The following is a 13,531-nucleotide window of genomic DNA, read 5'->3' as shown; positions in this document are numbered from 1 at the left end:
CTAGATGCATAAGTATTCTAAAGAAATTCCCTTTCCGGAAACTAAGTTCTTCACCTCCATTGCCCAGCTAAATGAAAAAGAAGACTTGGATTCCGTTCAGTCCATTGCCTTTATGGGAAGATCCAATTCTGGTAAATCAAGTTTACTCAATGCACTTTCTAATCATAGAGGTCTTGCCAAGGTTTCTAAAACACCAGGAAAAACAAAACTCATCAATATTTTCAGAACCAAAGTCGGATTTAATTTGATCGACTTACCTGGGTTTGGTTACTCAAAAGCATCTCATAAAGAACACAAAGAGATGATGAAACTTTTAGAAGGATTTCTAAATCATTGGCAAAATTTAAAAGTTCTATTCATTCTCTGTGATTCACAAAGAGAATTTCCAGAAGAAGAATTATCTACAATCGAAGTGGCCATGGAGAAAAAAATCAAACCTGTGGTAATTCGCACTAAAATTGACAAACTCAACCAAAGCGAACAACACAAAGTTCGCACTGAAATGGAATCAGCTATGAATGAAATTGGAGTTCCTTTTCGGGTTTTTTATCTATCTGCAACAACAGGAAGAGGTGTGGGAGAGTTACGTGAATTTATTGTGGAAACAATGGTTCCATCAAACAAAGGTGTCTAAATAATTTCCTGAGTTTGATCCAGTTTGAATGTTCATCATTCCAAATAAATTCGAAGTCATCATTTTACGAAAGTCAGTTAGTAGTGCAAAAGTTTCTCTTAATTGTTCTTTTACACGAATCAGTCGAACTTCTTCTTCCAAACGTTTTTTCTCTGATTCCATTTCTTTCAAACGTTCCTCAGAATGAACATCCGATGATGACTTTTTTGTTTTCTCAGATTCTAAACGTGTTTCTAGTTCTTTAATTTTTGATTCCAAATCTTTCTCATGCGTTTTTTGCATTTGCTCTTTCGCATTCAGTTTGGTTTTCTCGGAAGATTTAGATTTTTTATCATCCTCCTCTTTCAGTTGGAAAAGATCTTTAATTGATTTTCCATCGGAATAAGGAGTTAAAGCAGGATCTTCTTCTGAATTTGGTTTTGCCTTAGTGACCGCATGTGTCTCCCCACTAACTGCAACCATACGACCGTCACGGAGTTCGTAATTGATTTTGACTTGGACAGACTGAACATCACGTCCTTCTCGGAAGGCTTCATTTTTGAATTCAGCGGCATGGCCTAGTTCATGAGAAATCACATGGAGGGCAGAAAGAGATTCTGGAGCAGATTCCAATTGTCCATGGCCGACATAACTCACCCTGCGATCTTTCAGAAGATCGACATTCATACGATTGAATGGGGACTCGTCAATTCTCATGGAAACCTCACCACCTAATGGGTACTTCGGTTTGTTCTTAGAAAATATTAGTAGGAAATTGGATTTTTGGAAAGCGAAAACTCTCCTGAAGACTCAGGAGAGTGAATACAATTGACCTGTTTTAGTCGTAATTTACGGGCCTGTACGAACACAACGGACAAAATTCCTTTGTGTTTTGACGATGGTTTTTTCCACCCCGTAAGACTGCCTGTCAAAGGAAATGGCATGGGCCGTTTCCCCAGGAATGTCTTCGCTATTTGACCATGCTGTCCAATAGTCATCCTCTTGTGTGGAAGGAAAAAATTGGAGAGTGGCCGCCCGACCCGGAACCACAAGTCTTTGGTATTCAACCGCTGTAGGAACTCGCCAGGTTGCACCTAGATAGTTACTATTTTGGCAAGCTCCGTAAAGTTCACTTGCTCCCGCGATGGCAATGGAAGAGAAACCTTGCACCACTTGTGGGAAAGCAATCGAGTTACAGGCATGGGTTTTGGAATCACAATATGCCACCTGCACTGCCCCAGCTCGAGCCGTATCATTAGGATTAAAAATGGATCCTTGAGGAGCTCCCAAACAATCATTAAATCCGGCACGATAGACTTGGCCGTGAGTACATTTTTGCCAAACTAAATTGGCTACTGGATCAGAAATGGTTCCATTTCCATTGTCTCTGAGACTTTGGTTTGCAATGAGACCTGCGAAAAGTTGGTTGGTTTCTTCTGGGCTTAGACCGTAGACATCTTCTACAGGTTTCATTTCACAATTCATGAAAAAAGATAAGACCAAAAGAGCGAAACAATATTGAAGTTTTTTCATAATCTCTGCCCTCCTAAAATATATGGTTAAAGTTAATGAATGTTTGTCTATCTTCATTTGAAATTGCATGATCAATGTAGATAACAGTTGCTTGGTTCCAAGGGATTCGTAAACCCAATCCTCTCGAATGTTTATAGTTTTTAAGATTCGCATCTTCTGTGCGATCCCATACTCGCCCTACATCATAAAACGGAACCAATTGAAAGTCAAAGTGTTGGCCCCAAAATTCTGTTTCAGCAAACTTCCAACGAATTTCGAAGTTGGCGAATGCCATCGTTTGCCCTACAAAACGATCCTGTTTGTAACCACGAATGGTAGTTCTTCCCCCAAGACCCGATTGGTTGGTTTCTGTTCCCCACATATTGCGGTATTCATAAAACGGAGCGTCCCCATTCGTTTGGATCATGGTTCCTCTGGCAGCAACAACAAACTTTTCCAAAATCTCTGGAGGTTTGTTTGTGAACCACTGAACCGGACTTAAAAAAATACGACCAGATACTAAGTTCTTATTAAAATCATAAGTGGAACCAATTGCTTTGGCTGACCTTTCATGCGTATATTCTAAAAATACCCCACGGTTTGGATCCGGCTCAAAGTCACGAGTATCAAATACAATCCCTGCTCGAACTGTATTCGTATAACCACCATTAAGTCCAATAATTTTACCATCTTTATCATCACGGGTTAACTTGGTTTCCCCTTGTGGTGTTCCAAACGTACGTTCCACACCCAAAAGTCCTAAAACTCCGTCTGCAGGTCCTAATAGAGCATCATTATACTTTCCGTCGTAGGTACGGATGATTTGTTTCGAAAGACGAACCCCTGTTACCGTACGAAGTGTTCCCCCAAAGAAGGAATACTCACCCGAAGTACTAAAGTTAGGATTCTCAATATCATAACGATTGTATCTGTGATCACTGACGATAGGAGCTTCTCCCACTCCCGCATCCCCCGGACGGCGATAGTTCAAGTTGTCTTCGTAATCAGCAAAAGGTGCGTTACGTCTGATTTGACCATTCGGATCGTTTCTTTGTAAGTAGGAAAGGGGTTGGAGAGTATCAGATCCGATTCCAAAGAAAAGAGAGTTTGGGTTTCGTTCATAAACTAAGTCCGCACGAAGTCTCCACTTGGTATCAAAGATATACGGAGCATCCACACTCAATTGGTGGTAAGGTGCTCTTTTTGTTGTATTAAAATACTGAGCAAACACCCGAACACGGTATGGAGTGTATTCAAACATAGGGGATGTCTTTGTGCCATTGTAAAAATAAAGCACACGAGCTCCATAACCCACGCCAACGTTAGGATCGGAGTTAATCAAAGGAAGACCTGTAAAGTATCCTCCTTCTTTTTTATTCTTAAAATCCCGCTCGCTCAGCCTCTTTTTTTCAGAGATCTCAAACGGCAGGTCGGTACGGGGTTGACGTTCCTGACCGAAAACCCCATGGAAAAACGAAAAAAACAACAGAAGTGTCAAACTTCTTAAAATATGATTGTACATTCTCTACCTATCAGCCAAAGAAACTGCCTTATGCTGGGAAATTTGAAAAATATGTCAAATAGATTCGGAGATTTATGTTTTTTCCGGTTCGATTCTGTGTAAAATGATGAGCACTTCGTCTTGTTGGACGAGATCCCCTTGCGATTTTCGAATTTCTTCTACACGACAAGGATAAGGAGCCTTAACAGCGTTCTCCATTTTCATCGCTTCCAATATTAAGATGGTTTCGCCTGCTCTATGTTCCTTTCCAACCTCAGTAGAGATTTGCACTACTTTTCCCGGCATAGGACTTTTGATTTCTGGAGATGTTTGGCCTGCACCTTCATAAGAACGTTCCGTTAGTTTACTACTCCAAATTTCTCCTTTCCAATGTAGAAAAATCTCATTTCTTACTTTAAGATATTTTAATATAGATCCATCTTTCATTTTTACAGATTCGAGTGAGTTTGAATCAGAAAGATGGATTTCTTCTTGGATGAAGTCATCTAAGTGGAAAGAAGAAGTATCTTTTTCCAAACGAACACGTATGACAGAACCACTTACATAAACAGAAGCAGAACCAGATTTTGTTTCGAATAAATAATCCATATTAGATGGTTTCCTTAAACCAAGGGTCAGTTGGTTTCTTTGAAGTGAAAAAAGCACCTGCAAGAGCTAATTTTAAATCTTCTTTGGTTTTGTTTGCTAAAAGCTCTGATTCATTATCTGCAATGAAATGTGTGGATACCTGTCCATCAGCAAACTCTTTCGTAGAAACTAACCTTTGCAAAAATTGTAAGTTGGTTTTGGGACCAAACACAATTGTCTCCGATAAACATTCAATTAGGCGGTGAATGGCAGTGATTCGATCTTCACCCCATACAATCATCTTTGCGATCATAGGGTCATAAAACATAGTGATCTCAGATCCAGAAACTACCCCAGAATCAATACGCAAATATTCTCTAGTGGGAAAAGATAGATGGTGGATTTTTCCAGTAGAAGGTAAAAATCCTTCTTTTGGATCTTCCGCATAAATTCGAACTTCTAAGGCATGGCCTTTTTGTGGTGGAGTTTTGATTTCTGGTAATGATTCTCCCTGGCAAACACGAATCTGCCATTCGACTAGGTCAAGTCCTGTTGTCATCTCTGTGACAGGATGTTCCACTTGCAAACGAGTGTTCATCTCGAGAAAATAAAACTCACCTGCTTCACCTAATATAAACTCTACGGTTCCAGCTCCTTCATATTGTACGGCTTTTGCTGCCATCACTGCTGCTTCCGACATCTTTAATTTTAAATCAGAACTGAATCTAGGTGCTGGAGTTTCTTCGACCACTTTTTGGTGGCGTCTTTGTAAGGAACAATCCCTCTCATGTAAGTGAATGATATTTCCCTTACTGTCTCCAAAGATTTGAAACTCCACATGACGAGGGTTAGTAATGTATTTTTCCAAAAGAATACGATCGTCTCCAAAAGCAGAAAGGGCTTCGCGTTTTGCAGATAGAATTCCTGCTTCTAACTCTTCTGGCGAGTTGATCCTACGCATCCCCTTTCCCCCACCACCAGCACTTGCTTTGGCCATCACGGGATATCCAATTTTTTCTGCTTCCGTTTTAAATACGGACATTTCTTGGGAAGCCCCTTCGTAACCGGGAACTACAGGAACACCACTTTTTGCAACTAACAAACGTGAGCCGATTTTATCACCCATAGCTTCAATGGAATGGGGTTTTGGACCAATGAAACGAATTCCATGTTTTTCTAATTTAGCAGCAAAGTCCGTATTTTCTGACAAAAACCCATACCCAGGATGGACCGCATCTGCTCCTGTTTCGAGACAGGCCTGAATCACTTTTTCTACATTTAAATAAGAAGACCGGGCATCTGTTCCCCCCAAAGAGAACGCTTCGTCGGCAGAACGAACAAATAGGCTTTGTGCATCTGGATCGGAATAAACTGCAACTGTTTTGATGCCCATTTTTTTTGCGGTGCGAATGACACGAACGGCAATTTCACCACGGTTGGCGATGAGTATTTTTTGGATCGTCTTCATGTGAGTAGGATCAAAACTAAAGGGAGGTGAAAATAAATCAACAGAAAGATAGTAAGTCGATTGACCAAGTCATTCAATCATTAATTCTTTTTTTATGGTGAAACTGTTCCCCAGATTTAAATTTTCAGATCGAATCTTTCTAACCTATTTCCTCATTGGGTTTTTTACACTTTTTTTTAGCCGAGTTTTGTTTTTAGCAGTTTATTCTTATCGTTTGGAAGAATTTCCTTTTTGGATTCTTTTGAAAGCTTTTTTAATAGGATTTCGTTTCGACTGGGTTACCATATCGATTTTGTTAGTTGGTTTTTACATTCTATCCCTTTGGAACCAGGCCTCCCAATTTAAACTCTATCGATATTTTTGGATCATCACACCTCTTGTTCTTTATCCAATTTGTTTGGTACATTTATTTTCCGACTTAATGTACTTTGAAAACGCCAACAAACATATTGGATACGAAGCCATTGTTTTTCTTGGTGATTTAGATGTGCTCGTTTCTTCAGCTCTGGAAGAAGCTCCTTTTAAAATCTTATTTTTCATTATTTTGATTGTTTTATATATTTTTGGTGTTCGCTACTGGATGAGTAAACACCAAATCTTGAATCTCAAAAACGAAAAGGAAAACCTTCGTTTCAAACTCATAAAGGCTGCCGCTTGGATTTTATTTTTTTTCATTGGCCTACGTGGTGGCCCACAAGAATCACCTTTACGTGCCAGTGAAGCAATCATCTCCGATGACGCCCTAATCAATCAACTTGCGTTAAATGGAATTTATACAACGATCAATGATATCAAAAGCCAAACCATTCCCAAACACCTAAAGATGACGGATGAGGACATGTTGGCAGTGGTTAAAGAAGAAATTCATTATGAAGGTGCTGAGTTTGTTGATGATCCCGAATTTCCTTTAGTACGCAAAATCAAACCCATTCCTGGTAGAAAATCTATCAATGTGGTTTTGGTCATCCAGGAATCTTGGACCGGAAAATATGTTTGGCCAGTATCAAATGGAATTTGGTCGGGTCAGGAAGTAACACCGTATTACAATTCTTTGGCGAAAAAAGGACATAGTTTTCAAAAGTTCTATGCGAATGGTGGAAGAACCAGTAATGCTCTACTTTCTGTTCTCACCAGTGTTCCTGATAGGCCAGGCTTAACAGCAATCCGCACACCACAAATTTTAAGTAACTTTTCTGCCATTGGAAATCTATTTACTGGCTTCGGATACCAAACTAGTTTTATTACGGGGGATGATTTAAAATTTGATAGTTTGGCGACCATCCTTCCTCATTTCGGATTCAAAACATTGATTGGAAAGGAAGACTTTCGGAAATCTGGAAAATATGAAATTGGTGCTTGGGGTTATGATGATGAACATCTTTATTCCAAAGCATTGGAAGAAATGGATTTATATCAAAAAGAAAATAAACCCTTTCTCATGACCATTCTGACAATGACAACACATTATCCGTATAAAGTTCCAAATTCAAAATATGAAATTTATGATTCGAGTGTCACTGATTTTGATTATCTCAATACTTATCACTATTCTGATGCAGCTTTAGAAATGTTTATGAAAGAAATACAAAAACGAAAGTATTTTGAAGATACTTTATTTGTATTTGTCGGAGACCATACCCATCATCGGTATTTGTCATATTATGAAGATCGGATGGTCCCATTTTTATTATATGCACCTAAATACATCAAACCAAAGTTAGATGAAAAAATTGGATCCCAATTAGATGTACTTCCTACGATCTTGGGAGTGGTGGGAAAAGAAACCTACTTTGCTGGTTTTGGAAAAGACTTACGGGGTAAATCAGTCAAATCAGGAAGTACTTACTTTGCTTATGGGAGTGCTTGTGGTTGGATTGATGAAGAAAAAATTCTTTACCAAAGTGTGGATGGTGACACTCAATTTATCTTTCAAATGGTCCCGCCATACGGAGAAGATCCAATCTGCCGTTTGGATAGAAAACACTGCCTTCAGCAAACAGTAAAAGCACGTGCCTTCTTTAATTTATCACTAGAACTAATGAATCGAAATTCTGTATATCCATTAGAAGGATCTTTAAGGTACTCCAGGAAATGAATCCACATACTTAACTTTGAAGTCAGGAAAACTAGTAACAATCTGAACTTTAAAATCAGGAAAGGAAGAAACTTCTTGCCACTTTCCACAATCAGAAGGAAAACTACTGACCCTTTGCACTTTTAAGTCGGGAAAACTATCTACAATCTGTACTTTGAAATCAGGGAAACTCGTGACAAACTGAACCTTTCCGCTTAACTTTTTTCCTTTAAACGTACAATCAGAACCAACTTCCCCGGCAAAAAGCGTAGTTGTGAATAAAATTCCCATGCATAAACCAAGTAACTTCTTCATACAAACTCCTGTTTTTTAAGAAATAAATTCTAGATTTATTTTGGAACCTGTCAATCCTTTTGTCCATGAATTCGGAATCAGCCATTCTCTTCACCCAATGCCTCCAAAATGATTTTGCTGCTCTTTTAGATCAGTATGATCCACTTCCTAATTCCTTACATATTGGATACCAAGAAGCAAATCGATTACTCGGAGAGATGATGGAAGAAGGGCCGGTATTTTCTCTTTTAGATTGGGCTTATGAAACCGATCCCAAAAAATTAAAACTCATTCACATTCGAGACTGGCATGATCCCAATGCAAAGTTACAAGAAGACCACCTAATGCAGTTTGGTGATCACTGTTTAAAAAATACAACGGGTGCTGAATTTGTATTTCAAAAATGGATCGATGAAGAACCTGATCGAGGGGTCATTGTCGACGCTTCTGGACTGAATGACTTTGTGGATACAAATTTAGAGTCTATACTCGACCCATACAAAGGTAAAAAAATAAAAGTAGGAATCACTGGAGTTTGGACAGAAGCAAAAGTTACTTTTCTAGCTTATGATTTAAAAACCAGATACCCAGAATTTGAAATTGGTGTTTGTTCTGCACTCACGGCAAGTTCCTCCCTTTCTATGCACTTCATTGCCCTTGACCAATTAAAACAAATTTTAGGAGTAAAAGTATTTTCCTCCATTGGAGCCTTTACCGAATTTTTAACAGGAAGCCAACCCAATTTAGAAAAACGAATTTCCACAAATTCAAGGATATCAAGCGATAAACTAAAGTTAGATCCCAAATACCCAATTACCAAAACTGACATTCAAATTTTACTTTATCTCTTTCGAGATTGTAAAGAAGTAGAATTCAAAACTCTAGATGGAGGATTTTCCGGAAACGTAGTTTTAAAATCTAAATCCATAGATCATTTGGGACACTTACAAGTACCTTGTGTTGTTAAAATTGGAGACCGGGATTTAATTGCAAAAGAAAGAACCGCTTTCGAAAGAATCCAAGAAGTTCTCGGAAACAATGCCCCTTCCATAGTCGATTTTTGCGAGTTAGAAAACCGAGGTGCTATTAAATATCGTTATGCGGCGATGTTAGATGGGAATGTCAGAACCTTTCAAAAGGTATATGGTTCTATGCCAGATGGAACAGGTCTCGACCGCATCATCGATACGGTGTTTGGGGAACAACTAGGCCGTTTGTTTGAAGCAGCTTCCACAGAAAAACTCAATTTATTAGAATACTACGACTTCCAACCTAAATACGCTAGTTCCGTTCGGACAAGAGTGGAATCCTTACTCAGTGGACCACAAACAAATTCAGAAATCGAAATTCTTCCTGGATATAAACTTCCCAATCCTTGTGTTTTTTATGAAAAAGATTTACTCGAACTAAAAGAATACAATGCCATCACTCACAATACATCTTACATACATGGAGATTTGAATGGGGCCAATATCATTATTGATGGGCAAGACAATGTTTGGATGATCGACTTTTTTCATACTCATAGAGGGCATATCATTCGCGATTTATTAAAATTAGAAAACGATATCCTCTTTATTTTTTGCAAAATTGAATCGGAAATGGAATGGAAAGAAGCAGTCGAACTTACCGACTTTTTACATAGCAGGGAAGATTTGGGAATTGAACTTAGTTTTGAGTCTCCCGAATTCCTAACCAATGAAAAATTGAAAAAAGCCTACCGAGTGATCGCCAAATTAAGATCTTATTATCCTCGTTTGGTGAAATTAGATAGAGACCCTTATCAAATGCATGTGGGTGCTTTAAGATACGCAATGCATACCTTATCCTTTGATGAAAGTAATGAATGGCAAAGGAAATGGGCTTTGTATGTTGGTTCTAAACTGATTATCAAAGTTAAAGAATTTATCAAACGTTCCAAAGTATTGAGAATTGATTATTTAAAACCCTTAGTTAGTTCAGATTCAGATGGAATCACTCGGATTGGTCTTACCATCCTTCCCGGTAGAAAGGATAGAGCCCGTGTTTTAGCTGATGATATAAATACCATCAAAAAAGAAGGCATCACTCATATCTTAAGTCTGATCACTGAACAAGAATACATTCAATATGGAGTTCCTGATCTAAAGTCAGAACTGACTCAAAATAAGATCCAACAAAAACATATTCCTATTTTAGACCAACGAGTTCCAAGCCTCACACAAATGAAGGAATCTATGGACTGGATGGAGGAAGCTCTTTCCAAAAAAGAAAAGGTTCTCATCCATTGTGTGGGAGGTCTCGGAAGGTCAGGAACAGTTGCCGCAGCTTATTTGATTTGGAAACACGGTTTGGATGCAGAATCCGCCATCCAAAAAGTAAGGGAATCGAGAAGTGAACGAGCAGTGGAGTCACTCGAACAAATTCGATTCCTAAAATTTTGGGAAAAAGAAGTAAAAGCTAAAATTTAAACACTTACCTGTTTAGTTCTTTCTGCTTCTAACATGACATCTAACTCTTGTTTTTTGGAGTTCATTAGATTGTTTAAATAGGTTTGAAATTCTTCCCAAGAAGAAAAATCGGTAGGGTCATGAATCCCTAATCCTAAATAACCAACAACATTTCCTTTTTGGTATTCTTGGTAAGTGGTTAGTCCAGACTTCAAAGCAACAAAAACAGGAATTTTTTGATCGAAAGCTATTTTCACCATTCCTTTTTTTAGAGGAATGATTTCTTCAGAATAGGTATTTTTTCCTTCCGGGTAAACAATGTATGAAGTAGTTTTTAAACCTTCGATTAAGTTTTTTACAGAAATGGCAACAGACATAGCTTTAGAATTATCAAACACCTGAGAACCCATGGCAACCATCCACCAATAAGCAAACCAGGCTTTTTTAATGACTTGATTTGCCAAAAACGGTTTTCTAATCACATAACAATCATAAGGAAAATCCATCTCATTGACATGATTCAAAAAAATCATATGTCCTTTTTCAGGTACATCAATTTCATTAAATACTATGAGTTTGGTTTTAGTAATCTTTAGGACATCTTCTGCCCAAATTTTTGTTCCTTCTAGAAATTCACGGATACGTGCTTCTTTGTTCCCTGTGAGTGAACGATAAATCCCTCTGATCAGATATGGGCTTGCTTTTCCAAAAACAAGTAGGGTGATTCTTAAATAAACCTTCATCACCAAACGCCCGTAATGGACACTGAGTCCGTGTAAATTTTTTTTGATGAGATCGTCAACGACCGGAATTTTCGCCATAGCAACAATTAGACAAAAGAGGTCATTTTGTGGAAATAAAAAAGCCCAAGAAAATCTTGGGCTCATCATTCGGAAACAGTGTTAATTAACGTTTCTTATTGTTGCGGAGTGGATGTGGATCCAGCGGCAGGTTTCACAGGGATATTTAATGCTTTTTTACGTTCTTGGTCGTATTTCATGAATACCATATTGTTGGAATCCAAATCATATACCCGACCTCTTACGTCAGCATGATCCACACGATAGTCTTCTGGAACACGAACGTCAAACATAGCTTGTAATCTATTGTCATATTTGATGTAAGGGTTCTTTGTAAAATCGTAAGTGACACCATCAACTTTTACCGGTTGCCCTTCCACTGCCACACCATTTTCATCCTTAAGAGATTCTGATTTTGCTTGGGAATTGTTCAAGTAATAGTTATCATAAGGGTATTTCAACTTATAGATGTTAATTGCATTTGCTTTGGAATCGCGAGCTAGGTTGATTGCACCAAAATACAAATCAATTCGATACTTTCTGTGAGTTGGTTGGAGTTTTTGGTGTTTTTCCAAATTCTTTTCCACTTTCAAAGCATTGGCTCTCGCTTCTTTGGCAAGACCAAGGTGTTTGTATCCTAACTCCAAGTTTTTCTCAATATCATATTTATTATAACTGTAATGAGCTTCTTTTGGATCATACATTCGGCGTGAGTATGGAGCTTCTCTAGGAATGTCCATCACATCTTGACGGAAGTACGATCCTTTACCATATTCAATAGAAATATCAAGAAGGGCTTTATCCATTGGATTGTTTGGATTTTTTCTTTCCATAGCCGTTTTCATCATTTCTTCAGCACGTAAGATATAGAGTTGAGAAATTTCCTCTGTCATCTTCTCGATTCCCAATTGGCATTCGAGAAAACGTTGGTAAGCAGAAGAATAATTACCTTCGAAATGGTATTGGATTCCTTCTTGGTAGATCCGTTTGGCTTCGTTATATTTCTTCATACGAAAGCCTTCCTTCCCTTCCGGAGCATTGATTTCCGTAGGTTTTCCTTCTGGATCTTCACCACGAAAATTTTTTACAATTGGCTCTAACTCTCGTAAGTATGTCAAAAGCTCAATGCGTTTGTGGTATGATTTACTAGATACCGATTCTGCAAACATAGGTGCCTGCACCATGAGACTCGTCATGAGAATAAGAAGGGATTGTTTCATTGCTCTGCCGTTCATTCCGTTTCCGTATTTTCCTTCCTTGGAAGAAATCTTACAAGTAATTTCGGGGTGGCCCCTGTGAGTATTATCGGAGATTTCTGATATTGGATTGACAGATTGTATTTTAAAATTGAGCCTTTTCCTAGATTTTTCCTATGTCCCTAGCCGCAGCCCAGTCCAAAAAAGTATCTTTTCGCGCCAAAGAGTCCACAGCCTGCCCGATTTGTGATGAAAATCACCAAAAAGAACAAATGTTTCAGGGTGGTGGTCGGCTGATCGCAGGAAAGCTTGCCCAAGATTTACGACGTTTGTATGAAAAAAATAGAAAATTTGGTCGTGTCAGCCCACTAGATTATGTCATGTCCGTTTGCCCTCGTTGTTTATACTCTTCCTTTCCAAAAGATTGGAATGCACTGAATCCTGCTGACAATGAAGCCATCCGAATGGCCACCGATAGCCGAAGAAGTTATATTGAAAAAATCCTTGGCCCCCTTGATTTTACGGGTGACCGCCAAATTGCGTTAGGTGCTGCATCCTACCTACTAGGAATGGATTGTTACCAACTTCGCGGGGCGAGTGTTGCCCCTACTCCAAAAAAAGCAGTTTGTGCTATCCGAGCCGCTTGGTATTTTTCTGATCTTCATGATGAATTTCCACATATTGGTTATGATAAAATCAGAGACTTACTCTACCAAAAAGCAGCTGTCATCTATGGTTATACATTAGAACTGATGCAGAATGGAAACGAACCCGTTGACCAAGCTGCGGGAATGCTCGGTCCCGACACCGACAACAACTGGGGATTCGATGGTGTAATTTATTTGAATGCATTTCTCACTAAAAAATTCAAAGACCAGATGGCTCCCAAACCAGAAGACCAAGTTTTACTTTTATCTCGCGCAAAACGCACACTTGCAAGACTTTATGGTTCAGGAAAAGCATCCAAGGGAAAACCAGGTCCTATTGTAGAAATGACACGCGAATTGTATGACGAATATAATGCCATTCTAGAAGCGATGGGCGGCGAGAAGTAAG

At 38.7% G+C, this 13,531-nt stretch carries 12 protein-coding genes; 4 read left to right on the top strand and 8 right to left on the bottom strand.

Translation table 11 applies throughout. From position 1 onward, the window contains the following. Positions 1–4: 4 nt before the first annotated feature. Positions 5–634, top strand: a complete 630-nt coding sequence (yihA, locus tag CH361_RS05395; RefSeq protein ID WP_100789798.1) for a ribosome biogenesis GTP-binding protein YihA/YsxC — start codon at positions 5–7, stop codon at positions 632–634. Here the strand turns inward: yihA and CH361_RS05390 are convergent. The 5 genes from CH361_RS05390 to CH361_RS05370 all read right to left on the bottom strand — a co-directional run bounded on the left by CH361_RS05390 (position 617) and on the right by CH361_RS05370 (position 5,682). Beyond that, positions 617–1,330 (bottom strand): hypothetical protein, encoded by a 714-nt coding sequence (locus tag CH361_RS05390; RefSeq protein WP_100789797.1) that lies wholly within the window; start codon positions 1,328–1,330, stop codon positions 617–619. The two genes, yihA and CH361_RS05390, sit on opposite strands and share 18 nt — an antisense overlap. A gap of 132 nt (positions 1,331–1,462) precedes the next feature. Next, positions 1,463–2,146, bottom strand: coding sequence for a surface adhesin Lsa25 (gene lsa25 / locus CH361_RS05385; RefSeq protein WP_100789796.1), 684 nt, complete (start codon positions 2,144–2,146; stop codon positions 1,463–1,465). Positions 2,147–2,159: 13 nt separating this feature from the next. Continuing rightward, positions 2,160–3,647 (bottom strand): Omp85 family outer membrane protein, encoded by a 1,488-nt coding sequence (gene omp85 / locus CH361_RS05380; RefSeq protein ID WP_100789795.1) that lies wholly within the window; start codon positions 3,645–3,647, stop codon positions 2,160–2,162. Between the two features lie 72 nt (positions 3,648–3,719). Beyond that, positions 3,720–4,235: an acyl-CoA carboxylase biotin carboxyl carrier protein subunit gene (locus tag CH361_RS05375; RefSeq protein ID WP_100789794.1), complete on the bottom strand. Its 516-nt coding sequence runs from the start codon at positions 4,233–4,235 to the stop codon at positions 3,720–3,722. Position 4,236: 1 nt separating this feature from the next. Then, positions 4,237–5,682 carry an acetyl-CoA carboxylase biotin carboxylase subunit gene (locus CH361_RS05370; protein WP_100789793.1) on the bottom strand — a complete coding sequence of 482 codons (1,446 nt, stop codon included), beginning with the start codon at positions 5,680–5,682 and terminating at the stop codon, positions 4,237–4,239. Positions 5,683–5,776: 94 nt separating this feature from the next. Between CH361_RS05370 and CH361_RS05365 the strand changes: the two genes are divergently transcribed. Then, positions 5,777–7,777, top strand: a complete 2,001-nt coding sequence (locus tag CH361_RS05365) for an LTA synthase family protein (RefSeq protein ID WP_100789792.1) — start codon at positions 5,777–5,779, stop codon at positions 7,775–7,777. Here the strand turns inward: CH361_RS05365 and CH361_RS05360 are convergent. Then, complete coding sequence (locus CH361_RS05360; RefSeq protein ID WP_100789791.1) at positions 7,757–8,071, bottom strand: 7(1) septoil knot domain-containing protein; 315 nt, start codon at positions 8,069–8,071, stop codon at positions 7,757–7,759. The genes CH361_RS05365 and CH361_RS05360 overlap by 21 nt on opposite strands. A 65-nt stretch (positions 8,072–8,136) precedes the next feature. Between CH361_RS05360 and CH361_RS19610 the strand changes: the two genes are divergently transcribed. Then, positions 8,137–10,500, top strand: coding sequence for a dual specificity protein phosphatase family protein (locus CH361_RS19610; protein ID WP_125232058.1), 2,364 nt, complete (start codon positions 8,137–8,139; stop codon positions 10,498–10,500). Here the strand turns inward: CH361_RS19610 and CH361_RS05345 are convergent. Together CH361_RS05345 and CH361_RS05340 are read right to left on the bottom strand one after the other, a co-directional pair. Continuing rightward, positions 10,497–11,222 (bottom strand): lysophospholipid acyltransferase family protein, encoded by a 726-nt coding sequence (locus tag CH361_RS05345; protein WP_244279655.1) that lies wholly within the window; start codon positions 11,220–11,222, stop codon positions 10,497–10,499. The genes CH361_RS19610 and CH361_RS05345 overlap by 4 nt on opposite strands. 173 nt (positions 11,223–11,395) lie before the next feature. Continuing rightward, positions 11,396–12,499, bottom strand: a complete 1,104-nt coding sequence (locus CH361_RS05340; RefSeq protein WP_244279598.1) for an LIC11274 family protein — start codon at positions 12,497–12,499, stop codon at positions 11,396–11,398. Positions 12,500–12,651: 152 nt separating this feature from the next. Here CH361_RS05340 and CH361_RS05335 point away from each other — a divergent pair, with 152 nt between their 5' ends. Then, a complete protein-coding gene (locus tag CH361_RS05335; RefSeq protein ID WP_100789789.1) occupies positions 12,652–13,530 on the top strand; it encodes a DUF2225 domain-containing protein in 879 nt (292 codons plus the stop codon). The last annotated feature ends 1 nt before the right edge of the window (position 13,531 follow it).

The sequence above is a fragment of the Leptospira brenneri genome (genome assembly GCF_002812125.1).
GTDB lineage: Bacteria > Spirochaetota > Leptospiria > Leptospirales > Leptospiraceae > Leptospira_A > Leptospira_A brenneri.
The sequence above is the reverse complement of the archived record's forward strand: the minus strand, read 5'-3'. Positions and strand labels throughout refer to the sequence as shown.